Genomic DNA, 25,733 nt, shown 5'->3' with positions numbered 1-25,733 from the left:
GCCCGGTTTCCAGGCGGATATTGTCCCGTGCTCGTTATCATACCTACCCGGCCTTTGGCTAAAAATGGACGAAGAAACGCAGTAAACAGATTACTAAAGCGTGATCGCACTCACCATAGCCCTTGCCGTTTTGCCTAGCTTCTTTCACATGAAGTAAACACTTGCGACTCTTTATTCCATGCCATCCATGCCAAATTCCGGAGCCAACATGTCCAAATACCCCGAAATCGGCTTTTCCAGCTTCTCCACGCCCGAAAAAGATGCCGTTATCCTCCTCGTCACGCAGGATGGCAAATTTGCGCCGGAGGCCGAAGCTATCGGAGGCGGTGAGCTCATTTCGCGGCTCGTAGAGATAACCGGCTTCAAGGGCAAGCTCGGCGCTACCGTCGAAACGTTGTTGCCGGGAGAAAAGGGCGCGGACCGGCTGGTGCTGGTCGGCGCGGGCGACCCCGCGAAGCTGAAGGCTGATGACTGGATCAGGATCGGTGGTGCGGCATTTTCCAAGATAGGCAAGGCGAAGGCGGCGTCCGCCGTGCTTGCGCTGCCCGATTCCGCCGTTTCGCCGCAGAACGCCGCCGATTTCGCGCTCGGCATGCTGCTGCGCGCCTACCGCTTCGACAAATACAAGACGAAAAAGAACGACGACTTCAGTGACGAGCCCAGGCACAGCGTGAACGTCACCCTGCAAACCGCTGATCCCGCGAGTGCGCGCAAAGTCTTTGCCGATGCGCAGGCAGTGGCCGAAGGCGTCCGGCTCGCCCGCGACCTCGTCAACGAGCCTGCCAATGTGCTGGGCCCGGTGGAATTCGCCGAAGAGGCGCAGAAGCTGACGAAGCTTGGCGTGAAGGTCGAGATTCTCACCGAAAAGGAACTGAAGAAGCTCGGGATGGGTGCGCTGCTCGGCGTCGCGCAGGGCTCCGTTCGCCCACCCCGCATCGCCATCATGGAGTGGAACGGCGGCAAGAAGGGCGAGGCCCCCGTCGCCTTCATCGGCAAGGGCGTCGTCTTCGATACCGGCGGCATTTCGATCAAGCAGGCCTCGGGCATGGAGGAGATGAAGGGCGACATGGGTGGCGCCGCAGCCGTCACCGGCCTCCTTCACGCGCTCGCCGTCCGCAAGGCGAAGGTGAACGTCGTCGGCATCATTGGCCTCGTGGAGAACATGCCTGACGGCAATGCCCAGCGCCCGGGCGATATCGTCACCTCCATGTCGGGCCAGACCATCGAGGTGCTCAACACGGATGCGGAGGGGCGGCTGGTCCTCGCCGATGCGCTCTGGTACGCCAATGAGCGCTTCAAGCCGCGCCTCATGATCGACCTGGCTACCCTCACCGGCGCGATCATGGTGGCGCTCGGCCTGCATCACGCCGGCCTCTTCTCCAATGACGACACGCTTGCCGGCCAGCTCTATGAAGCAGGCCAGGCGACGGGCGAGAAAGTCTGGCGGATGCCGCTCGGTAGTGAATATGACAAGCTGATCGATTCCAAGGTCGCCGACATGAAGAACATCGGCGGCCGCAATGGCGGCGCGATCACCGCCGCGCAATTCCTGAAGCGCTTCGTCGGCGATACGCCCTGGGCTCATCTCGACGTGGCAGGCACGGCCATCGGCGCGCCGACCAACGAATACAGCCAGTCCTGGGCCTCCGGATTCGGGGTGAGACTGCTGGATCGGCTGGTACGGGATAATTTTGAGGGATGAATGATTTCATCTGACATCCACCTCTGTGGGCTGCCGGACGGGTTGGCGCCTTCCCTCCCCGCAAGGGGGAAGGAGGGCGCGAGCCCGTCCGGCAGGGCAGAGGGGGGCGCTGTTCCGCCGTGATCTCCAACGAAAAGGTTCTAACCGGATTCCATGGCTGAAATCCTCTTCTACCACCTGACCGAATCGACGCTCGAGGAAGCACTCCCCGGCCTTGTGGAGCGTTCGCTTTCGCGCGGGTGGCGGGTGGTGATCCAGGCCGCCACGGAGGAGCGCCGCGACGCCCTCGATAATCATCTATGGACATGGTCGGAGGAATCCTTCCTGGCCCATGGAACCGACCGGGAACCGCATCCGGCGGAACAGCCGATCATCCTGACCATAACGGACGCCAATCCCAACAGCGCAACGGTGCGCTTCATCGTCGAAGGGGCGGAAATCTACGGCGCGGGCGATTATGAACGCCTCGTCGTCATGTTCGACGGCCACGACCAGGACCAACTCGAGAAGGCGCGTGCGCAGTGGAAAACTCTGAAGGAAGAGGGGCATCAGCTGACCTATTGGCAGCAGACGCCCGACCGCCGCTGGGAGCGCAAGGCCTGACCCCGCCTATTTGAAAAGGGCGGGGTAGGTGAAAAGAAGCGCGTGAACGAAGTTCAGCAGGAAATGCACCGCAATGGACGCTTCCACCCGCCGCGTTTTCATAAAGGCCGTGCCGTAGAACAAGCCTGCCAGAGTGGCGAGCCACACATAGGTCCAGCCGCCATAGACATGCGGCAGCCCGAACAAAAAGGCGCTTATTACCAATGCGGCATAGGCGGCCCGAGGCCAGCCAAGGCGGGTGAACCCGGCGGTGAGGCTGCCCTGTATCATCCCGCGGAACAGAATTTCCTCCGAAAACGCGACGAAGACGAGGTTGTTCAGCGCCCAGATCCAGAGAAAAGGCATGAGCTTCGGATCGAACGCGATATAGCCCAGCGCCACCGAAACCGGAATCATCACGATAATGCAGCCGGCAAGGCACGCGGCGCCGATGGCGAGGGTACGCCCCGCGCCGGCCTGCTCGTTCGGCGTTCCTCGCACGCTTGCAGCCGCCGGGAAAAAGCCGCCGCATACCGCCAATATCCAGGCCGAAGCCACCTTGTCGAAGTTGAAATACATCGAGAACGGTATGCCGCCCTCCGACATCACCATCTTGTCGATGATTTTCACATTGTGAAAGCCGGGAATGATGGTGTGCGCGGCGAAGGCGACGGCCGCAGCCACGACCAGAAGGCCGGATAATACGGTCGCGCCGGGAAAAGCGAGGGTTGTGCCGCCCCGGCGCAGGCTGAAGTGCCAAAGACACAGAAAGAGAAACACCACCAGGGCGAGCACGGCCTCGACGCCAACAATCCCACTGAAAAAGGCGGCTACCAGGGAAAGGCAAGCAAACCCGATCGAGATGTTCTGCTTTCGGACGACAAGTGTAACGACGCAAAGCGCGAGCAGAAGATAAGCGAGACCCGCGAGGGGATGATCCAGAAGATATGACATCAAAACCTCTTGCGAATGATTGTCATTCCCCTCGATCCGGCGACTTAATCACCGCTTCGCTCGGAAATCAACGTTTTAAATAGATGTATTTTAAAGGAAATTTGAAACAGGTGCGCAAACATCAGGGTTCGGTACGCGCCGCGACGGGCAAGTAGATACCGCCGTCATTCTCGGGCTTGTCCCGAGAATCTGCCATAAGGAAACAGATAAGCGATTACCGTCCTGACAGATTGGGCCTCGGCAGATTCTCGGGACAAGCCCGAGAATGACGGCGAGCGAGAGGGGCGGCGCTTCAACGGAGGGGTGAGATAGTATTCCGCTTACTCCGCCATCGCGTCCTCATACTCCGTCGAGAGCATCAGCCATTTCTCTTCCGCATTCGCCAGTTCGGCCTTAGCTTTGGCGAGGTCGCGCGTGACGGCGGTGACCTTCGAGGCATCCTCTTCTGCATAGAGCGCGGGATCGTCGAGTTGCGCCTGCAGATCTTCCACCTTCTTCGTCAGCTTCTGCACGAATGCTTCGGCATCCTTGATCTTCTTCTGCAGGGGCTTCAGCGCCTCCCGCTTCTGGGCGTTGAGGCGGCGCTGGTCGGCCTTGGAGATTTTCGGCCCCTGGTCGGAGGGCTTTTCACCGCCGCCGGAACGGCTGTCGGAGAGCACCAGCGAACGGTATTCCTCCAGATCGCCGTCAAAAGGCTTCACCTCGCCACCCCGCACCAGCCACAGCCGGTCCATCGTCGCCTCGATCAGGTGCCGGTCGTGGGCGATGAGGATGACCGCGCCGTTGAACCCGTTGAGCGCGTGGACAAGCTCCTCGCGGCTGTCGATGTCGAGGTGGTTGGTCGGCTCGTCGAGGATCAGCAGGTTCGGCCCGTGGAAGGTGGCAAGGCCCATCAGGAGCCGCGCTTTTTCACCACCCGAGAGGTCCCGCGCGGGCGTCATCATCTTCTCGGTCGAAAGCCCCATTCGCGCCACGCGCGAACGGACCTTCGCCTCCGGCTCGCCCGGCATCAGCTTGCGCACATGCTCGATGGCGTTGTCGTCGGGCACCAGATCGTCGAGTTGATGCTGCGCGAAGAACGCGACTTTCAGATTGGGGGAAACCGTCAGCGTCCCGGTTTCCGGCGCAAGCCTGCCGCCCAGCAGCTTGGCGAGGGTTGACTTGCCGTTGCCGTTGGATCCGAGCAGCGCGATGCGGTCGTCATTGTCGATGCGCAGGTTCAGCCCGCGCAGCACCGGCTTGCCGGGGGCATAGCCGACATCGGCGTTTTCGAGCGCGATGATGGGCGAGGCGGCCTTCTTCTCCGCGTCGGGGAAGGTGAAGGGCTGCACATGCTCATCGATATGGGCGGCGATGGGCTTCAGCTTCTGCAGGGCCTTCAGCCGCGACTGCGCCTGTCTGGCCTTGGACGCCTTGGCGCGGAAGCGCTCGACAAAGGCCTCCATATGCTTGCGCTGCGCTTCCTGCTTCACGCGCTGCTTCTGCTGCAATTCGATCTTCTCGGCGCGCTGGCGCTCAAACTGATCGTAGCCGCCACGCCAGAAGGTCAATTTCTTCTGGTCGAGATGCATGATCGAATTGACGGCGGAGTTGAGCAAATCGCGGTCGTGGCTGATGAGGATGACGGTATGCGGATAGCGCCGCACATAATCCTCCAGCCACAGCGTGCCTTCGAGATCGAGATAATTGGTCGGCTCGTCGAGAAGCAGCAAATCCGGCTCGGAGAAGAGCACCGCGGCAAGCGCCACGCGCATCCGCCAGCCGCCGGAGAAGGACGAAGCCGGACGGCGCTGCGCCTCTGCATCGAAGCCGAGGCCGGAGAGGATCGCGCCCGCCCGCGCCTCCGCCGAATGCGCGCCGATATCGGCAAGCCGGGTATGGATTTCGCCGATGCGGTTCGGGTCGGTGGCGGTTTCGGCTTCTTCGAGCAGTGCCAGCCGCTCCTTGTCGGCCTTGAGCACGATCTCGATCAGCGGTTCTTCCGTTCCCGGCGCCTCCTGCGCGACCTGGCCGATGCGCGTGTTCTTCGGCATCGAGAAATCGCCGGTTTCCGGCGCAAGCTCGCCGGTGATGACGCGGAAGAGGGTGGATTTGCCGGTGCCGTTGCGCCCGACAAAGCCGGTCTTGGACCCCGCCGGCAGCGTCACGCTGGCGTGGTCGATAAGCAGGCGCCCGGCGATACGTACGGAAATGTCGTTCAGAATAAGCATGACAAGGGCTTTTGCACGGCAAGCGCCGTTTCGCAAGAGACTAAGAGACAGCTTGGGTTCGGGCATTTCACATGGAAACGCAGCACAGTGCCCCTCCCTTACCCTCTCCGTGAATTACGGGGAGAGGGGGAAAAGATGTTTTCGCTTTTCCTATTGCCAGGTGCAGGAGGTTCAGAATGCACGCGCCCCGACGTTGTCCTGGCGAGTCAATGGCCCGTCGCGCCTTTCCGCCCCTTGGCAAGGCCGCAATGCGCCGCTATAGGAGCCGCACCTTCCTTCAACTGGCAGTACAAAGGTTTTTTCCCATGGCGATTGAACGCACTTTTTCGATGATCAAGCCCGACGCGACCAAGCGCAACCTGACGGGCGCGATTACCAAGATGCTCGAGGACGCCGGCCTGCGCGTCGTCGCTTCCAAGCGCGTCTGGATGAGCCGCCGCGAGGCCGAGGGCTTCTACGCCGTCCACAAGGATCGCCCGTTCTTCGGCGAGCTGGTTGAATCCATGACGTCCGGCCCGACGGTCGTGCAGGTCCTCGAAGGCGAGAACGCCATCCTGAAGAACCGCGAAATCATGGGCGCGACCAACCCGGCCAATGCCGACGAAGGCACGATCCGCAAGACCTTCGCCCTCTCGATCGGCGAAAACTCGGTCCATGGCTCGGACGCCCCCGAAACCGCCGCCCAGGAAATCGCCTACTGGTTCTCCGGCACGGAAATCGTCGGATAAGCTTTTCAGTATCGCAGATATGATAAGCCCGCCGGAAACGGCGGGCTTTTTGCATAGAAGGGAGAGCGGGAGAGGCTCTATTCATTATCCGCTGTAGCGCGCGAGGGCGCGGGACGAAGAAGAAGCCTTGAATAACCCAACAGTTAGGTTATATTCCCTATGGTTGTCATTCACCGTGCCCACGGATTCCGGTTTGTCATCTATACTGCTGACCACGAACCGGCCCATGTACACATCACAGGCGCAGGCCAGGCGAAAATAAACCTTTTCGGACCCGGCGGCAGGCCGCGAGGTGGTTTCCTTCGTAGGCATCAAGCGCTCTGATATGCGGCGCCTGATGCTGGAAGTGATCGAGCACCGCGACGCGTTCATGCAGGAATGGGATCGAATTCATGGGCAAGCTGACTGATGCTGAACTCGATGCGGCAGAAGCACGCGGCAAAATAATGCTGGAAGCGGAGCCGCGCGCCGTATCGGCGCGTTATGATCGCCGCAGCGGGCGTGTGACGGTCGAGCTTGTGAACGGATGCACCTACATATTTCCGGCCCATCTCGTGCAGGATTTGAACGGAGCCAATGATGATGACCTTGAAACGATCGAGGTTGATGGCATGGGCTTCAATCTGCATTGGCCGCGGCTCGACGCGGACCTTTATGTCCCGGCGCTGGTAGCCGGAATCTTCGGTACCCGAGACTGGATGCGTAAGGCGCTTGCGCGAGAAGCGGGACAGAAAAGCAGTGTCGCGAAGACTGCGGCGGCAAGGGAAAATGGACGCAAGGGCGGCAGGCCGCGCAAGGCTGGGACCAATTAAAAGGTGGGTAGCAGATCGGGAACGCGCAGCTATTCGCTATCCATCCCGCTCAACCATTCTGCGACAGCCGCAATATCTCCTGCCCCTTCTCATCCAGCAGCAGCAATTTGCCCATGTCGACCTTGTAAGCCCGTGTCTTGCCGAGCGCGTCGAAGAACTTGCTTTCCTGGTTCATCAGCGCGGGCGGGCATTGCAGATAGGTGGAGCCGACTTCGGCGAAGGAGAGCGTGTCGGCGGAGAATGAGGCCTTGGTGAAATAGCGGTTGCAGCCGCTCGATCCGCTCACCTGGCCGTCATCGCCGATGGTCAGCGTCGTGCGGGCATCGTCGACGACGCCCGTGCCGTAGATGTCCTCCACGAGCCAGGTCGAGCCTTCTATGGGGCTGTCGGGCGCGGTTTCGGCGCTCTTCCTCACGCCGACCAGCTTGATTTTCACCGGCTCCTGCACTGTCTGCAGGTCGACACGGTATTGCTGGTCGTTGACGAACCACAGCGTGTCTCCCGCCGCGATGCGCGCCTGCAGGACATAGGTATGGCCGGGCTCGATGTCGTCGCTGTCGAAATCGAGCGAGAAGGGGGTAACGCCGTTCTCAACAGGGGAAACCCGCGTCTCGGCCAGGATTTTCCCGCCGGCATCGGAAGGCGAAACATCAGCGAGTTGCACATGGAGATCGGCTTCCGGGGGCAAGTCGACCTTTTCCTTGTAGGCGACCGCGCCGCGAATGGTCTTTTCCGCCGCCACACCGGAGGTTGGAAGCGACGTGGTGACGAAAAGGACGAAACCGCCAAGCACGGCCACCCCTGCCGCCGCAACTCCCATTATTGAAATCCTACCCGCGCGAGAGCGCCGCATATTTGTTACCCGTATTGTTTTGTTCTTTGGAAATCCCTCGACCCCATGTGGATAGGGCTGATTCTCCACTCCCATGGATGGGGAATCTTCGTGTGGAAATTGTGACATTGCAAGTTTTTGGTAATGATCTCTTAGGGTTTTTCATCGCGCTGCGGGCTGCCTGCCGTCCAGCGTGATTCTGCTTCGTCATCCAGGGCCTTGGCTTCCACCCAGCCGCCTCCTGAGCCTGCCGAAGGGGCGCCGTCGCGGCGATGCTCCTTTTTCCAGAAAGGCGCGCGGGTTTTCAGGAAATCCATGAGGAACGATGCCGCCTCGAATGCCGCCTGCCGGTGGGCGGAAGCCGTGACGACGAGGACGATGTTCTCCCCGGGCTGGATTTTGCCATGGCGGTGGATGATCCGTAGCCCCGTCAGCGGCCAGCGCCTGGCGGCTTCTTCCGCGATGCGCCCGATCTCCGCTTCCGCCATGCCGGGATAATGTTCGAGCTCAAGCGCCGCCAGCGTTCCGCCTTCGTCACGGCAAAGACCGGTGAAACTCACCACCGCGCCGATATCGCTGCGTCCCGCCGTCAGCACCGAAACCTCATGCGCAAGGTCGAAATCCTCGCGCTGGACGCTGATATGGGGGAGGGGGGCGGTATCCATCTCAGCCCCCCGTCATCGGCGGGAAGAGCGCGATCTCCCGCGCTCCGGCAATCGGCTCGTGATGCGCCGTGTGCTCATGGTTGATGGCGACGCGGATCACTTTAGGGTTCTGCAGCGCGGCTTCATATTCCTCGCCGCGCGTTCTCAGATAGTCCAGAAGCTCCGCCACCGTCCGCACCTCGGCGGGCAGGGCGATGTCTTCTTCCTCTTTGCCGATGCGCTCGCGCACCCAGGCGAAATAGACAAGTTTCGTCATCCTAACCCCCATGACATGGTCTTATCCAAAGTCGGCAACCTTGGGGACCATGTTTTAGTCCATCACATGCTTGAGCCCGGCGCGGAAATAATCCCAGCCGGTATAGAGGGTGACGAGCGCGGAAATCCACAGAAGCCCGATGCCGGTCGCCGTCGTATAGGGGAAGAACTGGTCGCCCGCATGGCCGGCAAGCAGGAAGCCGATGGCCACCATCTGGATGGCCGTTTTCCATTTGGCAAGCGTACTGACGGGTACGCTCACTTTCAGCTCCGCCAGGTACTCGCGCAGGCCCGAGACGAGGATTTCGCGGCACAGGATGATGATGGCGGCCCACAGCGTCCACCCCGCGATGGTGCGGTCGGCGGCAAGCAGCAGCAGGCAGGCCGAAACGAGCAGCTTGTCGGCGATCGGGTCAAGCATGCGGCCAATGGTCGAGGTCTGCTTCCAGATGCGCGCGAGATAGCCGTCGAAGAAATCCGTTATGCTGGCGGCGGCAAAGATAGCGAGCGACGACCAGCGCGCCGTGTCGCTCGATTTGAGGCTGCCTTCGACGAAAAAGCACAAAACCACCAATGGCACTGCGAGAATGCGCCCATAGGTGAGAATATTGGGCAAGGACAGGGCGTTTTTCCGCATATTCGGCAGCTCTCCCGCCGCATGAGGCCGTTGGAAGGAGCGTCATGCGGCAATTTATGAATGTATCGACACATCAACAGCGATGTGGGCAAAAAATCAACTCCCGCCGCCGCTGTTTCCAGTCAAGGCCGTGCTGCACCGGAAAAGGACTTAATGCATGTGGTTCGGCTCGATCGGCTGAACCGCCAGTCGTAGGCCCATGACACGCAGGATGGCGCTCAAGCTACGCACCTCCGGATTCCCTTTTTCCGAAAGTGTGCGGTATAGCTGTGTCGCGTTGAGATGCGCTTCTTTCGCCACCTTTGGCACACCGCCGAACGCTTTGGCCATCTGGCGCAACGTCACCAACAGTTCGTCCTGATCGCCATCGGCGAGGATTGCGTCGAGGGTTGCGGCTGCGAGTTTCGGATCGTCCTTGTACAGCGCGGCCATTGCGTCGTCGTGGGGGCGGTCTTTCATTGTGATTACTCCTTGCGACTCTGCCAGTCTCTCCAGCAGGCGACCGCCCGCTCGATGTCGGTCTCCTGCGTCTTCTTGATGCCACCGCATAACAGCAGTACTACCGTTTTGCCCGATTGCGCATAATAGACGCGGTAGCCCGGTCCCATGTCGATGCGCAGTTCGTAGACACCTTCGCGTAACGGCTTGAAGTCACCGAAATTGCCTAATTCCAGCCGGTTCAATCTCCGGATGATGGCGGTCTTAGCCTGCATGTCGCGAAGCTTTCGCAGCCAATCGGTTATCAAATCCTTGCCGTCGGCAGTGAGGTAATGGCGAAGCTCGAACATGGCGATATTCGTTTATAAACGAAAAATTGTCAAGGGCCAAACCGGCATCGCTTTCTTATCCCCCCTCATGAAAATGATCTCGTATCGCCCGCGCCATTGCCTCCGAAATTCCCTCGACCCGCATCAGATCCTCCACCGCAGCGCGCGAAACCGCTTTGGCCGTGCCGAACTCGTGCAGCAGCGCCCTTTTACGCGCCGGGCCGATTCCGGCGATTTCGTCGAGCGGGTTCTTGACCATCTCCTTCTTGCGCCGTGCGCGGTGGGTGCCGATGGCGAAGCGGTGGGCTTCGTCGCGCAGGCGCTGGATGAAGTAGAGCACCGGGTCGCGCGGCGGCAGGGTGAAGGCGGGCTTGCCTTCGACGAAGAAACGCTCGCGTCCCGCATCGCGGTCCACGCCCTTGGCAATGCCGATGGAGGTGACGAGATGGCCGATCCCGAGTTCCGCCAGAATGCCGCGCACCGCGCCGACCTGTCCTTGGCCGCCGTCGATGAAAATCAGGTCCGGCCAGGCGGGGAAGGCCTCGCCGGTCATGTCGATCTCATCGGTGCCCTCCGTCTCCACCGGCTGCTGCGCTTCCGGCAGGCCATGCTCCTTAACCAGCCGCGCGAAGCGGCGCTGGATCACCTCGCGCATCATGCCGAAATCGTCGCCGGGGGTGATATCCTGCGAGCGGATGTTGAACTTGCGGTACTGGTTCTTGACGAAGCCCTCCGGCCCCGCGACGATCATGCCGCCCACCGCATTGGTGCCCATGATGTGCGAGTTGTCGTAGACCTCGATGCGCCGCGGCACGCGCGGCAGGCCGAAGGTCTCCGCGAGTCCCTTAAGTAGCCGCGCCTGCGACGAAGTTTCGGCGAGCCTGCGTCCCAGCGCCTCGCGCGCATTGGTATGGGCGTGCTCGACAAGGCTCTTCTTCTCGCCCCGCTGCGGCACGGTGACCTGCACCCTATGTCCGGCCCGTGTCGAGAGAGCCTCGGCGAGCAGTTCCTGGTCCTCCACCGTTTCGGAAAGCAGCACCAGTCGCGGGCAGGGCTTATCGTCATAGAATTGCGACAGGAACGCGCCCAGCACCTCGGCATTGCCGAGCGATGCGTCCGCCTTTGGGAAATAGGCGCGGTTGCCCCAGTTCTGCCCGGTGCGGAAGAAGAACACCTGGATGCAGGTCATGCCGCCTTCCTGATGGATGGCGAACACGTCGGCCTCTTCCACCGTCTGCGGGTTGATGCCCTGATGGCTCTGCACATGCGACAGGGCGGAAAGGCGGTCGCGATAGACGGCAGCGCGCTCGAAATCCAGTTGTTCCGACGCCTCGCGCATCGCCTCGGAAAGATGTTCCTTCACGCTCTGGCTCTTGCCGGAAAGGAAAGCTTTCGCCTCGCTGACCAGTCCCGCATAATCCGCATCGCCGATTTCCCGGGTGCAGGGGCCGGAGCAGCGCTTGATCTGATAGAGCAGGCATGGGCGGGTGCGGATCTCGAACACCGAATCCGTGCAGGTGCGCAATAGGAATGCGCGTTGCAGCGCGTTGATGGTGCGGTCCACCGCCCCGGCGGAAGCGAACGGGCCGAAATAATCGCCCTTGCGCGAGCGCGCGCCGCGATGCTTGAAGATGCCGGGCGCGCGATGATCCCCTGTCATGAGGATATAGGGAAACGACTTGTCGTCGCGCATCAGCACGTTGAAGCGCGGGCGCAGGCGCTTGATGAGGTTTGCTTCCAGCAGCAGCGCCTCGGTCTCGGTGCGGGTGACGACGAATTCCATCGTCGCCGTCTCGCGCACCATCCGCGCAATGCGGTTGGTGTGCCCGTGGCCGCGCACATAATTTGAGACGCGCTTCTTGAGGCTGCGCGCCTTGCCGACATAGAGTACATCGCCTGCCGCATTGAACATGCGGTAGACACCGGGTTTGTTGGGCAGGCGCTTGACGAAGGCGTCGATCACTTCCGCGCCGGAGAGACCGGCCATCGTCTCACTGTTCTCTTCAAGCGCCGAAGTCCATACAATGGAGTCGGCGAGGCCGGCGCGCGCGGGCTCGCCACCCTCGTCCATATCGGGCGCATCGTCCTGCGCCTCAGCCTCGTCGATGAGGAAGCCGGCAACATCGTCCTGCCCGCCGCCCGGTTTCATTCCGCCGCTCATTCCGAAATTCCCAAGATATCCGGTGTCTCCCATGCCAGATGCTGGCCGCCGTCGAGCGCAATCATCTGGCCGGTCACTGATTTCATCTCCCATAGATAGCGAATCGTGAGGCCGAAATCAGACAGGGTAGGGCCTTTCCTCAAGGGAATCGCACCCACTTGCCGCTGGAAGTCCCTTTCCTCCTGCCGCTCGCTCGGCAGCGTCGGGCCGGGGCCGATGGCGTTGACCCGGATACGGGGCGCGAGCGCCTGCGCCAGCGTGCGCGTGGCATTCCAGAGCGCCGCCTTCGACAGCGTATAGGAGAAGAACAGCGGATTGGGTTTCCACACCCGCTGGTCGATCATGTTGACGACGAGCCCATCCTCTCCCTCGGAAAGCGCCGCCGCCATGCTCTCGGCAAGAAGCACCGGCGCCTTCAGGTGCAGGGCGAAGTGCCTGTCCCATATATTATCCTCAAGCCCGCCGACATGGTCCTCCACGAAAACAGAGGCATTGTTGACGAGAAGCCGGATAGGCAGCCCAAGCGCCGACTGCGCCTCCTTGACAAGCGCCCGTGCAGCGTCCGGGTCGCAGAGATCGGCCTGAATCGCCACGGCCTGCCCGCCGGCGGTCCTGATCTTTTCCGCCAGCGCCTCGCCCTCCGTCATCGAACCGTTGCAATGAATCGCTACCGCGAATCCGTGCGCCGCGAGGTCCCCGACGATCGCCTTTCCGATTCGTTTTGCCCCACCGGTGACCAGCACGCCGACGTGGGCGGAAAAGGCGGCTGGAAATTTGGAGTTCACGGTAAACGAATCCTTGTCTGTCTGCGCCGTCCAATTTTGTGCCATCCGCGATAGCAGAATGGGAGCCGGAATTCCTCTTGATATAGGCATACACCCCCGGGAATGCTGACAATTTAGCGCAAATGCCCCGGATATCGGGCTTTGGTCACGGCCCGTTGCGCCATAATAAGGGCCGCCTTCGGCCATGTGGCCATATTGCAACATCATATTTTAGCCATATTGCGGACAGGTTCTTTCCACGGATTGGCACAGGTCGCGCCGCATTTGAGCACGATCTTGCGTCCTGTCACAACGCGGTTTCTGCGAGGCCCCCACCTCTCTTCCCAAGCTTGAAACGCGTCCAATTGTAAAAATAAGTAAGTAAGGAGAATGCGCATGCGCACTCTTAAGACCCTCGCCCTTGCTACGGCTGCGCTGCTGCCGCTTACCTTTTCCGCCCTTGCTGCTGACGCCATCGTTGACCAGCCGCCGGAACCCGCTGCTCCGGTTGAAGCTGCTCCGCAGTACACCTGGGCCGGCGGTTACACCGGTCTCTACGGCGGCTGGGGCTGGGGCAAGTTCGGCACCGACGCTGTTGGCGACATCAAGGACAACAACGGCAAGGCTGGCGCCTATGCCGGCTGGAACTTCCAGAACGGCAACATCGTCTACGGTGTTGAAGGCGATGCCGGCTACTCCTGGCTGAAGGAAGAAAAGCGCGGCCTCGAAGCCAAGCAGGGCTTTGAAGGTTCGCTGCGTGGCCGCGTCGGTTACGCCATGGATCCGGCTCTTCTCTACGTGACGGGCGGCGTTGCCGGCTCGAACGTCGAGCTAAGCGCCGGTGACGACAGCGAGAAGAAGTTCCGCGCCGGCTGGACCGTCGGTGCCGGCGCTGAAGCCTTCATCACCCAGAACATCGTGGGCCGCGCCGAATATCGCTACACCGATCTCGGCAAGAAGGACTACGACCTGGGCGGCGCTTCAGTCGAGTCCGACCTGAAGACCCACGACATCCGTCTGGGCGTCGGCTACAAGTTCTAAATCCTTCCAAGATTTGAACACGAAAAAGCCGGGCGGAAGCCCGGCTTTTTTGTTGGAATAAGGACCTCTTGTGCATAATTCGAATTATTCGTATATTTGACTGAGAGGTACGCTATGAAAGAATTTACCACTGTCGAATTGTTGCGCGATTTCAAACATGTAACAATGGCTGCCGACCGGCAGCCCGTTGCAATCACGCAGCACCGCAAGCCTCGGTATGTCCTTATGACCTATGAGGATTTTCAGACTATCCGGCGACCGGACCCCCGCAGGGTGTTCGGGCCGGGTGAAATGCCGCCTGAACTGGCGGAGATTTTTCTACCAGCACTGGATAAATTAATCGCCGATGGCGATGGTGGCGATGAGTAGTCCGCTCCCACCAACGGGATCGGTTCTTGTCTATCCATACCTTTGGCGCTGGCAAGCCGATAGAGGGGAAACGGAGGGGCGCAAGGAACGCCCTGCTTGTCTTTTGCTGGCCATTCCATCGGATACAGCCACCCATGTACTGTTGCTTGCCATCTCAGGAACGCCGCCCCGTTCCGAGCAGACAGCGTTGGCGATCCCGCCACTTGAATGACGCCGTGCGGGCTTGCGAGAATGGAAAGAAGCTTGGATTACCGTCTCAGAATTCAACTACGACGTTGCAGAGACTTCCTATTATCTAGATCCGAACGCCGAAATTCTCGGTCGATTCAGCGCGAACTTTCTCTCGAAAATTGCTGCCGCCGCACGGCCTTTCATTCGGCAAAAGACCGCGCGGGTGGACAGGACGTAGCGTCTTATTTCGGCAGCATCCCCGCCAGTTCGGGATGCAACTCCCCGAACCGCTTGAGCCAGCGTCTGAGCTTCGGACGGCCTTTTTCCCACTGTCCTTCGAAACGCAGGCTGAGATAACCCAGCGTTGCCGCGAGCGCGATGTGGCCTGCGTTGAGCTTGGCTGTGAGGCGCGGCGGAGCGGCCTCAAGGAGATCTAGCGCCCGCATGGCCTTGCCCCATTGCCGGTCGAGCCAGGGTTGATGAATCTTCTCCTCGGGGCGAAAGCGGCGCTCATAGACATGGGCGAGAAGCGCATCGCATATGCCGTCCGCCAGCGCTTCCAGCTTTTCCGCGTCGAGCCGCTTGTCGGCATTACGCGGGAAGAGCTTGTTGCCGGACACGCGGTTCAGATATTGCGTGATGACGCGGCTGTCGAAAATGGTCTTGTCGTCATCGGTGAGGAGGGTGGGTATCTTGCCCAGCGGGTTGACGGAAACCAGCTCTTCCGGCTCCTCATTGGCATTAACGATCACGACCTCCACCGGGATATCGGCATAATGCGCGGCCATCCGCACCTTCACGCTGTAGGGCGAAGCGGCGGCATAAAGAAGTTTTGTCATTTCGATTGAAGACTCCCGTGATGTTTTTTAGTCGTTTAACGCACCGGCGGCATGGTAACCGAGCGCCGGCGGCAGGCATTGGCATCGACTTCCCCGCAACTGCGGAATTTGAGATCCTTGGTCATGCATATGCGCACATCTTCCAGATGCCCGTCCTTGCAGGTCACCGCTATGCCACCCGCCGGAATGCCGGGATTGGCGGAAATGAAGGCTTTCTCCACCAGCATAGGGTCGACATCGCGGGTCGCCGTGGCGTTGCGGAAGTTCGGGGGGATCGTTATCGCCTCATAGGCGCGGCGAACGGCAGAGAAATAATCGGATTGCGACAGCCCGCTGCAACTTCCATGCTTGCGCCATTCATGCCCCATCAAGCCTGCCGAGGGCATGATGTCGCGCATCTGCGAGACGAGCTCGCGAGGCACATAGGGATTGTCGATTGGACAGTCCTGCGGATAGCCGCGCTCATTTTGCGGCCAGAGCCCATGCGCGACGAAGGCATAAGGCCGGCTTGACGAGCATTGCTGCCGGTCTGCGCGCCGGCCTTCCGTGGCGCAGTAACTTGGCGACCAGGAAAGCGACAGCACATAGAAATCGAAACCGTGGCCGCCCAGCGAACCATTGCCGTCCCGGGCGGAGGCAGGATCGCCACTGCCCTGCGGTGGTTGGGGCAGGGGATTCGGCTTGTTTCCGCTGAAAATGGATGTCGGCGAACCGCTATCCCGCGCGGCCCGTGAGAGGGGATTGGGCGCCTCATCATTGAGAAGCGAGAAAAGAAACCATGCGATGGCGGCAAGAGCCACCAGGATCAAAAAGCTTCTTCCCTGCATTCTTTATCTACCGCTCAGCGAAGAACCCGGCAGTTGCCGTCATACGCATTCCAGCGGTCGAAGCCGGTGACGCAGAACTCGACATTGTCGCCGATCGAGGCGAAGCCCTGGCCTTCCTCTATCATGTACCAGACGGGCCGCTGGTCGCCATCGGAGAGGACTGCCGTCCCGCGGCAGTAATAGCGGGTGATCAGCGGAGGCGTCACGCCGGGCTCGAAATGGTTCTGGGAGATGTTGCTGAAAGCGGAAATGCCGACCTGCGGCAGATTGGGCACGTGGGTGACCTGATAGCTGAAGCGCGAGACGATGGATTTCAGCACGCGCTGGTCGCTGCAGACGCCGCCGGTATCGGCATAATCCCCGCGCGTCGCCAGAAGATCGGCTGCTCCGGCAGGCGTGGATGAAAGACCGCCTGCGGAAAGGACGGTTGCAAGGGCAAATGCCGCAGAGGCAAGCATATGGCTGAATTGTCCGAAGCGCTTCATTGACCAATTCCTGTATCGGTAGTGGAGCATATGATTCACCTTCGGCTACCGCCGGGCTTCGGTCAAGCGTTAACCTGCTCGCCTCGTATCCACTCTATTGCAAACGATCCGCCTTTTGCTTCGCTCAACAGGTTAGTGAGGCAGGGAAGCAACAGTTTCATCTCGCCTTCGAGCGTATAGGGCGGGTTGACGACGATCATGCCGGTGCCGTCGAGCCGTGGCTCGGGCGAGGGCGGGCGGATCGCCAGTTCCAGCCGCAATATTTTCGGGATGCTCGTTTCACGCAGCCTTGCGACGAAGCGCTTTACTTCCTGCCGGTCCTTTACCGGATACCAGAGCGCATAGGTGCCGCCCGGAAGTCTCTTATGCGCCCTGACGAGGCCATCCACCAGCCGGTCGAATTCGCCCGGTAGCTCGAAGGGCGGATCGACCAGTACGAGGCCGCGCTTTTCCTTGGGTGGCAGATGCGCGCCCAGCGCCAGCCAGCCGTCGAGATGGATGACGCGAACCTGATGATCCCCGGCGAAGAGATCGGCGAGCGTCTTTGCGTCTTCGGGATGTAGCTCAAGCGCCGAGAGCCGGTCCTGCCTGCGCATCAGCCGCCGCGCCAGAAGCGGGGAGCCGGGATAGGCGTTCAGGCTATCGCTCGCATTCTCCGCCCTGATGATGTCGAGAAAGGGCGCAAGAAGCTCCGCCGCGTCGGGTGGGACCGTGCCGTGGAGAAGGCGGAAAATGCCCTCCTTCCACTCGGCGGTCTTGCCCGCTTCCGTTCCAGTGAGATCATAGCGCCCGATTCCGGCATGGGTGTCGATCACCCGGAACGCCTGCTCCTTGCGCTTCAGATATTCGATGATCCGGGTGAGCACGACGTGCTTGAAGACATCGGCGAAATTCCCGGCATGATATGCATGGCGATAGTTCATGGCCTTGCCAATTCCATGCCTGAAGGGGAACTGCAAGGGGTTTCAGTGTTGCGGGGTATCCCACGGATTAACGAGCGTCACCCCCTGTCGGCTTAAAATCAGCAACGTTACGGGTGACGAGCGTCATGCGATGCACGAGGGCGGTTGCCGCGATGTAAGCATCTCGTTCCGGACGAGGATCGGGCACATGGAGCCGTGCACAGCGAAACGCAACAGCCATATCGACCGACAGGGTACGCTGGGAGAATTCGGGTATAACGTGGTCGTTCATCCAAATGCGCAGCAGAGCTCCTTGAGTGGGATCGCGCCGTTCCTTCCGCAAAATTCCCAAATCCAGTTCCATCAGCGTCACGGCGGAAACGTAAAAATTCGCGATATCCTTGCTGGATAGCCAGGCGACGACATTGGGATTTGCCTTTTCCCATGGCTGCCTTGCGAAGTTCGGAAAGAACATTCGTATCAAGCAGGTACATCAGTCAAAATCCGCAGGGCGTGGCAGATCTCCAAAGCGAGGAATCTCGAGCTCGATATCCGCAAGCCCAGGCATTGCCAGAGCATCGACGATACTGCGCCGCTGCTTGGTCAATTGCTGATATTCCTCGATGCTGAGCAGCACATGCGAAGGCTTGCCCCGGTCCGTGATGAACACGGGGCCTTGCTTCGCCGCCCTTTTTGCGCGGGTCACATTCTGGTTCAGTTCGCGGCTCGATATGGTTGTGATCGACATGGCGATATCTCCTGGCTCCAATACGTAGTAACGTTCCTATTTTTGCAAGCGAGCGAACAGCCATTCCTCCACCCCCACCGCTGCTGATACGGTGGAGCCCGCATATCGCCTCCTCTGATTCCGGTAACCCCTCCCATGTCCGGCACGGTTGTTCTACTCGTCCTTTTCGGCGCTTTCCTCAATGCCAGCTGGAATGCGGTCGTCAAATCGAGTGGCGACAAGTTTCTCAACGCCGTCATCGTCGTCGGCGCGGCGGGGCTGATTGCGGCGCTCGCCCTGCCTTTTCTGGCCGCGCCGGACCGGGCGAGCTGGCCGTTTCTCGCCATGTCGATGGTGCTGCAGGTGATCTATCTCTGCCTCGTCGCCGCCGCCTATGAGAGCGGGGACATGAGCCAGGCCTATCCGATCATGCGCGGCACGCCGCCGCTGCTGGTGGCGCTCGTCAGCGGCCCGCTCATCGGCGAGGTGCTTCCCGCCGCGCGCTGGGTCGGCATCGCCTTCATCTCGGGCGGCGTGCTGGCGCTGGCTTTCGAGGCGCGGCGAAGGGCAGCCCACGGCAATGGCCGCACTACCGCGATTGCCCTCGTCAACGCCATGTTCATCGCCGGTTACACGCTGGTGGACGGTATAGGCGTGCGCAAATCCGGCGCGCCCGTCGCCTATACCATGTGGGTGTTCGTGCTGAATGCCGCCCCGCTCGTTCTCTGGACGCTGCTGCGGCATCGCGAGCGCATCTGGCCGCATCTGCAAGGACGCTGGTCCCTGGCCTTCATCGGCGGGGTGGGAACGCTCGGCTCCTATGGCCTGGCGCTCTGGGCGATGACCTTGGCGCCCATCGCCGTCGTCTCGGCGCTGCGCGAAACCTCGATCCTCTTCGCCATCCTCCTATCGGCGCTTTTCCTGAAAGAGCGCATTGGCTGGCAGCGCATCCTCGCGGCGCTGCTCATCGTCATAGGAGTCGTCATCATCCGCCTAAGCTGATATGGATCGGCCACGCCCCGCTGATTTGGATCAAGCCATGAACAAGCACGTTCTCCATATCGGGCACTCCGCCTGCCCGCACGATTGCCCCTCCACTTGCGCCCTCGATGTGGAGGTGCTTGACGCCCACACCATAGGGCGCGTGCGCGGCGCGAAGGAGAACAGCTATACCGATGGCGTCATCTGCGCCAAGGTCGCGCGCTATGCCGAGCGCATCCACCATTCCGACCGCCTCCTGAAGCCTTTGATCCGCGCCGGCGGCAAGGGGGAGGGTGTCTGGAAGGAAGCCTCGTGGGAAGCGGCGCTTGACCTCGTCGCCGAACGCTTCCTGAAGGCGGAAGCGGAACATGGTTCCGAAAGCATCTGGCCCAATTTTTACGCCGGGACGATGGGCCTCGTGCAGCGCGATTCGATCCATCGCCTGCGCCACGCCAAGAAATACTCCAACCAATTCGACAGCTTCTGCACCAATCTGGCCTGGACCGGCTTTTACGCCGGCACGGGCAGCCTGACCGGCGTCGACCCGCGCGAAATGGCGAAGGCCGATTGCGTTGTCATCTGGGGCACCAATGCCGCGGCGACGCAGGTCAATGTCATGACCCATGCGGTTAAGGCGCGCAAGGAGCGCGGCGCTAAGATCGTCGCCATCGATGTCTATGAGAATGCGACGGTTCGTCAGGCTGATATGGGCATCGTGCTGAAGCCCGGCACCGATGGCGCTTTCGCCTGCGCCGTCATGCACATCCTCTTCCGCGACGGGCTGGCCGACTGGGACTATCTCAACGCCTATACGGACGACCCCAAGGGCCTTGAGCGCCATCTGCAAACCCGCACGCCGGAATGGGCTTCCGCCATCACCGGGCTGCCGGTGGAGGAGATCGAGGCCTTCGCCCGTCTCGTCGGCACGACCAAGCGCACCTTCTTTCGCCTCGGCTATGGCTTCACCCGCCAGCGCAACGGTGCGGTCAGCATGCACGCCGCCGCCTGCATTCCCGCCGTGACAGGCGCATGGCTGCATGAGGGCGGTGGGGCATTCCACTCCAATTCCGGCATTTTCCGGCTGGACAAGTCGGAGATCGAGGGCAGGTCCTTCAAGGACCCGGATATCCGCTATCTCGACCAATCGAAGATCGGCCGCATCCTCACCGGCGACAGGGAATCGCTGAATGGCGGGCCGCCCGTCATGGCTATGCTGATCCAGAACACCAACCCGGCCAATGTCGCGCCGGAGCAGCGTCTGATCCGCAAGGGTATGCTGCGCGAAGATCTGTTCATGGTCGTCCATGAGCAATTCATGACCGATACGGCCAAGCTCGCCGATGTCGTGCTGCCCGCGACCATGTTCCTGGAGCATGACGACATCTATCGCGGCGGCGGCCAGCAGCATATCGTCCTGGGACCGAAGCTGGTGGAGGCATCGGGCGAGGCGAAGCCCAATCTCTACGTTCTCAATGAGCTGGCGAACCGTCTGGGCGTCGGCCATATGCCGGGCTTCAACGTCGATGAACGCACGCTTATCGACAACATGTTGCGCAAGGCCGGCCTGCCCGGCTTCGACGAATTGAAGGTACTGCGCTGGCTCGACATGCAGCCGGACTATGAGCGCGCCCATTACTTGAAGGGTTTCAACTGGCCGGACCGCAAATTCCGCTTCAAGCCGGACTGGACCGGCAGCCCGTCGCCCGACAAGCCGCCGCGCTCCATGGGGCCGCAGGGGCCTTACCGGGACTTGCCGGAATTCCCCGATTACTGGCAGGCGATCGAACTGGCGGATGCGGAACATCCCTTCCGCCTCGCAACCTCGCCCGCGCATAATTTCCTGAATTCAAGCTTCTCCATAACGCCGACCTCGCTAGCCAAGGAAGTGCGCCCGCAATTGCTGATCCATAGCCAGGACGCGGCGGAACTCGGCATATCCGATGGCGACCGCGTCGAAATCGGCAACCAGCGCGGCGAACTGGTGCTGCACGCAAGGGTGCGTGACAGCCAGCGCCGCGGCGTGGTGATTTCCGAAGGCATCTTCCCCAACTCCGCCTTCGAGCGCGGCGAGGGCATCAACACACTCACCGGCGCCGACGCTGCAGCGCCTTATGGCGGGGCGGCGTTCCATGACACGAAGGTGTGGGTGCGGAAGGCGGGGTAGGGCTTGCGGGCCGGTATCGACCGCGCGGCAAATTTGCGTTCCGGCCCAAAACGAGGCTAAAATAACGGGATACAGTGCCGGAGGCTTTGAGATGCCCATCTCGGCAGCGCATAAATCCCGTTTGCTTGATGACATCCATTGGGGGCGTCTGATCGTAGGCTTTTGCCTTACTGCCGTGTTATCGCTCAGCGTCCACACGGTCATGATCGACGTTCTGCATGTGCCTTACCCCTCTCAGGAAGTTAAGGCCTTGCTGCCCTTTCGGCTCATCACCAATCTGGCCGTGGCCTTCGGCGCGGTCTGGCTCTACGGCGCGCTGCGGAAGGATTTGCCCCGTCGCGGCTGGGCGCTTCCCGCCATTATCCTTTTTCTTCTGATGTGCGGCTTGAACGAGACCCTGCGGGGCTGGCTCATGAATGCATATTGCAATGCCCCATTTCTGGAATCAGCGCTTTTCCTCGGGCTCGTTACTCTGGCCGGGACATTGTATTACGCAAGCACCGCCGCTTTAGTCGCGCTCGGATGGCGCTATATGCGAACAGACGGCCAGAAAGTCCTTGGCTTATTGGCCATCGTGCTTTTATTGACCTTGGTAATCAGCCCGCTCGCCGCCCTTGCGCGTGAAGAAACCGCAACCCACTTCAAATATCTCTCGCCTCTCAACGGCTGGTGCATCATGCCGTACGGGCCGAATATCCTGATCCCCGCCTATGCAACCTTCATTGAACCAGCCTTGGCCTGCATGATCTGCGTCGCATTCTGCTGGAACTATCTTCCAGGTGGCTTCTGGACGAAGGTTCTTGCCTTCACCCTGCTCATCATGGCGCTCAAGCAGCAGCTTTTCGCCGCTTTCCTCTACGCCTTTTACGCCAAGCTGTTGGAGTGGACGGCCCCCGAACGGCATCAAAATGTGCCAGAGTGAGTCGTTATGATCTCAAACAAAGGGAGCCGCCCGTGGACAGGATTATTCGCATTGGTATGGATACGTCAAAGCATGTTTTTCAGTTGCATGGCGTGAACGCTGCCGAGAAGCCGGTCTTGCGCAAGAAGATGCGCCGCAAGGAGATGATCGATTTCTTCACGACCTGTCCGCCAACCGTGATCGCCATCGAAGCCTGTGGCGCTTCCCATCACTGGGCACGGCTGCTGACTTCGTTCGGGCATGAGGTGAAAATGATCGCGCCGCAACTGGCGAAGCCCTATATCAAGCGAAGCAAGAACGACGCTGCCGACGCTGAGGGATTATGCGAGGCAATGAGCCGCCCGACGATGCGGTTCGTGCCGGTCAAGACGGCCGATGAGCAAGCAGCGCTTATGCTGGTAGGCGTTCGTGCCCGACTGATCGCCAACCGCACCCAACTCGCCAACGCCATCCGGGGGTACGCCAGCGAATTTGGCATTTCCGCGGCCAAGGGGTTAGCTCATGTTTCTTTGCTGCTTGAAAGGATACAGGCTGATGGGACCGTGCCGGAGTTGGCCAAGGAATTATTTGCCAGCCAGGCGGAGGAATACGCTCAACTGGAAGAGAAGATTGCCGATGCGGATGCGAAGCTCAAGGCATGGCAGCGTAACGATGAACGCAGCAAGCGTCTTAACACCATTCCAGGCATCGGCCCAATTGGCGCGGCGCTCTTGATCATGAAAACACCCGCTCCGGAGCTATTCCGATCCGGTCGCCAGTTTGCAGCCTGGATCGGGCTGACACCAAAGGATCACTCGACTGGCGGAAAGCTGCGGCTCGGTTGTATTACGCGAGCAGGCGATGAGGCATTGCGGGCGGTTCTGGTGGCAGGAGCAACGGCTGTCGTTCAACACGCACGGCGTTCCGGTAAAGCCTCTTCGTGGCTGGCAGAACTGCTCAAGCGCAAGCCCCCTAAACTCGCAGCTGTTGCGCTGGCCAACAAGATTGCCAGGATTGCCTGGAAGATGATGATAACCGGCGAGACTTACAAAAGCAGCCCTGCGCAATCGGCTTTGAGCGGCGCGGCGCGAGGAAATCAGTTGGCGATGGTGAACAGGATATAGATGTTACCGCGCCGAACTGATGCGTGAACTTGCAAGAAACGAGCAGATGGTGTGATCGATCGATCCGAGACGCGGGAAATTCCGTAAAATCGTATGGCCCAATGTGGTCGACAAGCTGTTTGGAACCCACGTCGCGGAATCCATCTTGGCCAGCGTTCATGTGCGAGCGCGACAACAGGCCGAACATATGCACGCAAGCGATCCGCTCAGCACCATCAAAGAGTTCTTGCAACCAGGGGGCCGTCCACATATGCCGTTTTGGACCGGACTGGCCAGCATGGGCCAGTTCTCGCTGGAGGCGGCGGCGCTTGGGCTTCTGACCGCGCTGAGCTGGACCTGGGCTATATCAGGGGGTAAATACGCCGATTAACGTCTTATCGGCCTTGGTAAGCCCCGAATAGACAATCCCGCCATCCACCATCGCCACTTTCCCCCCCGCCACCAGCTTCAGCGCCAGCGGATAGAGCTTGTGCTCGACTGTTAGTACCCGCGCGGAGAGGGTGTCTTCCGTATCGCCGGGTTCCACCGGCGCCACAGCTTGGGCGATGATGGGGCCGCCATCCATTTCGGCGGTTACGAAATGCACCGTGCAGCCATGGACGCGCATGCCGGATTCGAGCGCGCGGGCGTGGCTGTCGAGGCCCTTGAAGAGCGGGAGCAGGGAAGGGTGGATGTTGATCATCCGGCCCTCCCAGCGGGCGACGAAATCCGCCGACATCAGCCGCATATAGCCGGCAAGGCAGACGATATCGGGCGCGATGCGGGCAAGCTCAGCGTTGATCGCTTCCTCATGCGCGGCGCGCGAGGCATATTCCTTCTGCGGCACGGCGATGGCTTCGATGCCATGGCTGCGCGCCACCTCCAGTCCCGCCGCGTCGGGCTTGTTGGAAAGCACCGCGACGATTTCGGCAGGGTAGGCGGGGTCCTTGCAGGCCTCAATCAGTGCGGACATGTTCGACCCGCGTCCCGAGATCAGCACTGCGACGCGCTTCTTCATCATAGCGCCAGCGTGCCGCGATAGACGACGCCTATGCCGTCGCGGGGGATCATTTTGCCGAGCGTGACGACCGTCTCGCCCTCCGCCGCGAGCGTTGCCGCCACTTCCGCCGCCTGTTCCGGCGCGACGACGGCGATCATGCCGACGCCGCAATTGAAGGTGCGCAGCATCTCGTCGCGCTCCACACCGCCGGTCTTGGCAAGCCAGGAGAAGACGGGCGGCACGGCGATGGCCGAAAGGTCGATTTCCGCTGCAAGGCCGGATGGCAGCACGCGCGGGATATTGTCCGGGAAGCCGCCGCCGGTGATATGCGCCAGCGCCTTGATGCCATCGCCGGCGCGGATGGCGGCGAGGAGCGGCTTCACATAAATGCGAGTCGGCGTCAGCAGCGCCTCGCCCAGCGTTTTGCCCGGCGCGAAAGGCGCATCCGCATCCCAGCCGAGGCCAGAGAGCTCGACGATGCGGCGCACCAGCGAAAAGCCGTTGGAGTGAACGCCCGAAGAAGCCAGGCCGAGGATGACGTCGCCGGGGGCGATATCGCCCTTGGGCAGCAGGCGATTGCGCTCCGCCGCGCCGACCGCGAAGCCGGCAAGATCATAGTCGCCGTCGCGATACATGCCCGGCATCTCCGCCGTCTCGCCGCCGATGAGCGCCGCGCCCGCCTGCCGGCAGCCTTCGGCAATGCCGGCGACGATGGCCGCGCCCTGGTCGGGGTCGAGTTTGCCCGTGGCGAAATAATCGAGGAAGAAGAGAGGCTCCGCGCCCTGCACCACCAGGTCGTTGACGCACATGGCCACGAGGTCGATGCCAACAGTGTCATGGCGACCTGCGTCGATGGCGATTTTCAGCTTGGTGCCGACGCCGTCATTGGCCGCCACCAGCACCGGATCGGTGAAGCCCGCCGCCTTCAGGTCGAACAGCCCGCCGAAGCCGCCGATCTCGCCATCGGCGCCCGGACGCCGCGTCGAGCGGACGAGCGGCTTGATCTTCTCGACCATGAGATTCCCGGCGTCGATGTCCACGCCCGCTTGCTGGTAGGTCAACCCGTTCGTGGCTGTTGGGCGCGTTGCCGTCATCACTTGCCTCTGAAAACCTGTTATATAGCTGGGGGAAATGGCACGAGTTCGCCCGCCCCG

29 protein-coding genes are annotated in these 25,733 nt (G+C 61.0%); 11 read left to right on the top strand and 18 right to left on the bottom strand.

Annotation, left to right across the window (positions count from 1 at the left end):
* The first annotated feature begins 208 nt into the window (after positions 1-208).
* The gene (locus IEX53_RS10490) at positions 209-1,702 is read left to right on the top strand and encodes a leucyl aminopeptidase (RefSeq protein ID WP_188824121.1); all 1,494 of its coding nucleotides are present in this window, start codon (positions 209-211) and stop codon (positions 1,700-1,702) included.
* 153 nt (positions 1,703-1,855) lie between these two features.
* Positions 1,856-2,305: a DNA polymerase III subunit chi gene (locus IEX53_RS10485; protein WP_188824120.1), complete on the top strand. Its 450-nt coding sequence runs from the start codon at positions 1,856-1,858 to the stop codon at positions 2,303-2,305.
* Positions 2,306-2,311: 6 nt separating this feature from the next.
* Here the strand turns inward: IEX53_RS10485 and IEX53_RS10480 are convergent, their stop codons facing one another.
* Together IEX53_RS10480 and IEX53_RS10475 are read right to left on the bottom strand one after the other, a co-directional pair.
* Complete coding sequence (locus IEX53_RS10480) at positions 2,312-3,238, bottom strand: CPBP family intramembrane glutamic endopeptidase (RefSeq protein WP_188824119.1); 927 nt, start codon at positions 3,236-3,238, stop codon at positions 2,312-2,314.
* A 320-nt stretch (positions 3,239-3,558) separates the two neighbouring features.
* Entirely contained in the window at positions 3,559-5,448 is a 1,890-nt protein-coding gene (locus IEX53_RS10475; protein ID WP_188824118.1) for an ABC-F family ATP-binding cassette domain-containing protein, read from the bottom strand.
* A 305-nt stretch (positions 5,449-5,753) separates the two neighbouring features.
* Between IEX53_RS10475 and ndk the strand changes: the two genes are divergently transcribed.
* The 3 genes from ndk to IEX53_RS10460 all read left to right on the top strand — a co-directional run bounded on the left by ndk (position 5,754) and on the right by IEX53_RS10460 (position 6,988).
* Complete coding sequence (ndk, locus tag IEX53_RS10470) at positions 5,754-6,176, top strand: nucleoside-diphosphate kinase (RefSeq protein WP_188824117.1); 423 nt, start codon at positions 5,754-5,756, stop codon at positions 6,174-6,176.
* Positions 6,177-6,335: 159 nt separating this feature from the next.
* On the top strand, positions 6,336-6,500 hold the full coding sequence (locus IEX53_RS10465) for a DUF4160 domain-containing protein (RefSeq protein ID WP_188824116.1): 165 nt from the start codon (positions 6,336-6,338) through the stop codon (positions 6,498-6,500).
* A 68-nt stretch (positions 6,501-6,568) separates the two neighbouring features.
* Complete coding sequence (locus IEX53_RS10460) at positions 6,569-6,988, top strand: DUF2442 domain-containing protein (protein ID WP_188824115.1); 420 nt, start codon at positions 6,569-6,571, stop codon at positions 6,986-6,988.
* A 49-nt stretch (positions 6,989-7,037) separates the two neighbouring features.
* Here the strand turns inward: IEX53_RS10460 and IEX53_RS10455 are convergent, their stop codons facing one another.
* From IEX53_RS10455 to IEX53_RS10420, 8 genes are all read right to left on the bottom strand, one after another.
* Positions 7,038-7,841, bottom strand: coding sequence for an META domain-containing protein (locus tag IEX53_RS10455; protein ID WP_188824114.1), 804 nt, complete (start codon positions 7,839-7,841; stop codon positions 7,038-7,040).
* A gap of 131 nt (positions 7,842-7,972) precedes the next feature.
* Positions 7,973-8,485 (bottom strand): molybdenum cofactor biosynthesis protein MoaE, encoded by a 513-nt coding sequence (locus tag IEX53_RS10450; RefSeq protein ID WP_188824113.1) that lies wholly within the window; start codon positions 8,483-8,485, stop codon positions 7,973-7,975.
* A gap of 1 nt (position 8,486) precedes the next feature.
* Positions 8,487-8,741, bottom strand: a complete 255-nt coding sequence (moaD, locus tag IEX53_RS10445; RefSeq protein ID WP_188824112.1) for a molybdopterin converting factor subunit 1 — start codon at positions 8,739-8,741, stop codon at positions 8,487-8,489.
* Between the two features lie 54 nt (positions 8,742-8,795).
* Positions 8,796-9,377: a CDP-diacylglycerol--glycerol-3-phosphate 3-phosphatidyltransferase gene (pgsA, locus tag IEX53_RS10440; protein ID WP_188824111.1), complete on the bottom strand. Its 582-nt coding sequence runs from the start codon at positions 9,375-9,377 to the stop codon at positions 8,796-8,798.
* A gap of 150 nt (positions 9,378-9,527) precedes the next feature.
* Positions 9,528-9,836 carry a helix-turn-helix domain-containing transcriptional regulator gene (locus IEX53_RS10435; protein ID WP_188824110.1) on the bottom strand — a complete coding sequence of 103 codons (309 nt, stop codon included), beginning with the start codon at positions 9,834-9,836 and terminating at the stop codon, positions 9,528-9,530.
* Between the two features lie 5 nt (positions 9,837-9,841).
* Positions 9,842-10,165: a type II toxin-antitoxin system RelE/ParE family toxin gene (locus tag IEX53_RS10430; RefSeq protein WP_188824109.1), complete on the bottom strand. Its 324-nt coding sequence runs from the start codon at positions 10,163-10,165 to the stop codon at positions 9,842-9,844.
* Positions 10,166-10,220: 55 nt separating this feature from the next.
* Complete coding sequence (gene uvrC, locus IEX53_RS10425; RefSeq protein ID WP_236016125.1) at positions 10,221-12,305, bottom strand: excinuclease ABC subunit UvrC; 2,085 nt, start codon at positions 12,303-12,305, stop codon at positions 10,221-10,223.
* Positions 12,302-13,135, bottom strand: a complete 834-nt coding sequence (locus tag IEX53_RS10420; protein ID WP_188824108.1) for an SDR family oxidoreductase — start codon at positions 13,133-13,135, stop codon at positions 12,302-12,304. Before IEX53_RS10420 ends, uvrC begins: the two co-directional genes overlap by 4 nt.
* A gap of 330 nt (positions 13,136-13,465) precedes the next feature.
* Here IEX53_RS10420 and IEX53_RS10415 point away from each other — a divergent pair, with 330 nt between their 5' ends.
* Both IEX53_RS10415 and IEX53_RS10410 read left to right on the top strand, forming a co-directional pair.
* The gene (locus tag IEX53_RS10415) at positions 13,466-14,110 is read left to right on the top strand and encodes an outer membrane protein (protein WP_188824107.1); all 645 of its coding nucleotides are present in this window, start codon (positions 13,466-13,468) and stop codon (positions 14,108-14,110) included.
* A 114-nt stretch (positions 14,111-14,224) separates the two neighbouring features.
* Entirely contained in the window at positions 14,225-14,479 is a 255-nt protein-coding gene (locus IEX53_RS10410; protein ID WP_188824106.1) for a type II toxin-antitoxin system Phd/YefM family antitoxin, read from the top strand.
* Positions 14,480-14,892: 413 nt separating this feature from the next.
* Here IEX53_RS10410 and IEX53_RS10405 read toward each other — a convergent pair whose 3' ends face one another.
* From IEX53_RS10405 to IEX53_RS10380, 6 genes are all read right to left on the bottom strand, one after another.
* Entirely contained in the window at positions 14,893-15,489 is a 597-nt protein-coding gene (locus IEX53_RS10405) for a glutathione S-transferase (protein ID WP_188824105.1), read from the bottom strand.
* A gap of 35 nt (positions 15,490-15,524) precedes the next feature.
* The gene (locus tag IEX53_RS10400) at positions 15,525-16,316 is read right to left on the bottom strand and encodes a ribonuclease T2 family protein (protein WP_188824104.1); all 792 of its coding nucleotides are present in this window, start codon (positions 16,314-16,316) and stop codon (positions 15,525-15,527) included.
* A 14-nt stretch (positions 16,317-16,330) separates the two neighbouring features.
* Positions 16,331-16,801: a phage portal protein gene (locus tag IEX53_RS10395; RefSeq protein WP_236016124.1), complete on the bottom strand. Its 471-nt coding sequence runs from the start codon at positions 16,799-16,801 to the stop codon at positions 16,331-16,333.
* 62 nt (positions 16,802-16,863) lie between these two features.
* Entirely contained in the window at positions 16,864-17,724 is an 861-nt protein-coding gene (locus tag IEX53_RS10390; RefSeq protein WP_188824102.1) for a 23S rRNA (adenine(2030)-N(6))-methyltransferase RlmJ, read from the bottom strand.
* A 67-nt stretch (positions 17,725-17,791) separates the two neighbouring features.
* Complete coding sequence (locus IEX53_RS10385; protein WP_308429138.1) at positions 17,792-18,178, bottom strand: type II toxin-antitoxin system VapC family toxin; 387 nt, start codon at positions 18,176-18,178, stop codon at positions 17,792-17,794.
* 18 nt (positions 18,179-18,196) lie between these two features.
* Positions 18,197-18,451, bottom strand: a complete 255-nt coding sequence (locus tag IEX53_RS10380; protein ID WP_188824101.1) for a type II toxin-antitoxin system Phd/YefM family antitoxin — start codon at positions 18,449-18,451, stop codon at positions 18,197-18,199.
* Between the two features lie 135 nt (positions 18,452-18,586).
* Here IEX53_RS10380 and IEX53_RS10375 point away from each other — a divergent pair, with 135 nt between their 5' ends.
* The 4 genes from IEX53_RS10375 (at position 18,587) to IEX53_RS10360 (ending at position 23,600) form a co-directional block, all read left to right on the top strand.
* Positions 18,587-19,432, top strand: coding sequence for an EamA family transporter (locus tag IEX53_RS10375; RefSeq protein WP_188824100.1), 846 nt, complete (start codon positions 18,587-18,589; stop codon positions 19,430-19,432).
* A 37-nt stretch (positions 19,433-19,469) separates the two neighbouring features.
* Positions 19,470-21,575, top strand: a complete 2,106-nt coding sequence (locus IEX53_RS10370; RefSeq protein WP_188824099.1) for a molybdopterin oxidoreductase family protein — start codon at positions 19,470-19,472, stop codon at positions 21,573-21,575.
* Between the two features lie 91 nt (positions 21,576-21,666).
* On the top strand, positions 21,667-22,497 hold the full coding sequence (locus IEX53_RS10365; protein WP_188824098.1) for a hypothetical protein: 831 nt from the start codon (positions 21,667-21,669) through the stop codon (positions 22,495-22,497).
* 32 nt (positions 22,498-22,529) lie between these two features.
* Positions 22,530-23,600: an IS110 family RNA-guided transposase gene (locus IEX53_RS10360; protein ID WP_188824097.1), complete on the top strand. Its 1,071-nt coding sequence runs from the start codon at positions 22,530-22,532 to the stop codon at positions 23,598-23,600.
* Between the two features lie 346 nt (positions 23,601-23,946).
* On the opposite strand, the gene purN is transcribed toward IEX53_RS10360, so the two are convergent.
* Positions 23,947-24,600: a phosphoribosylglycinamide formyltransferase gene (gene purN / locus IEX53_RS10355; protein WP_188824096.1), complete on the bottom strand. Its 654-nt coding sequence runs from the start codon at positions 24,598-24,600 to the stop codon at positions 23,947-23,949.
* A complete protein-coding gene (gene purM / locus IEX53_RS10350; RefSeq protein ID WP_188824095.1) occupies positions 24,597-25,673 on the bottom strand; it encodes a phosphoribosylformylglycinamidine cyclo-ligase in 1,077 nt (358 codons plus the stop codon). Before purM ends, purN begins: the two co-directional genes overlap by 4 nt.
* Between the last annotated feature and the right edge of the window lie 60 nt (positions 25,674-25,733).

This window comes from Paramesorhizobium endophyticum (assembly GCF_014640615.1).
Lineage (GTDB): Bacteria > Pseudomonadota > Alphaproteobacteria > Rhizobiales > Rhizobiaceae > Paramesorhizobium > Paramesorhizobium endophyticum.
Note: the sequence above shows the minus strand (reverse complement) of the source record. Positions and strands in the feature narration are given on the sequence as shown.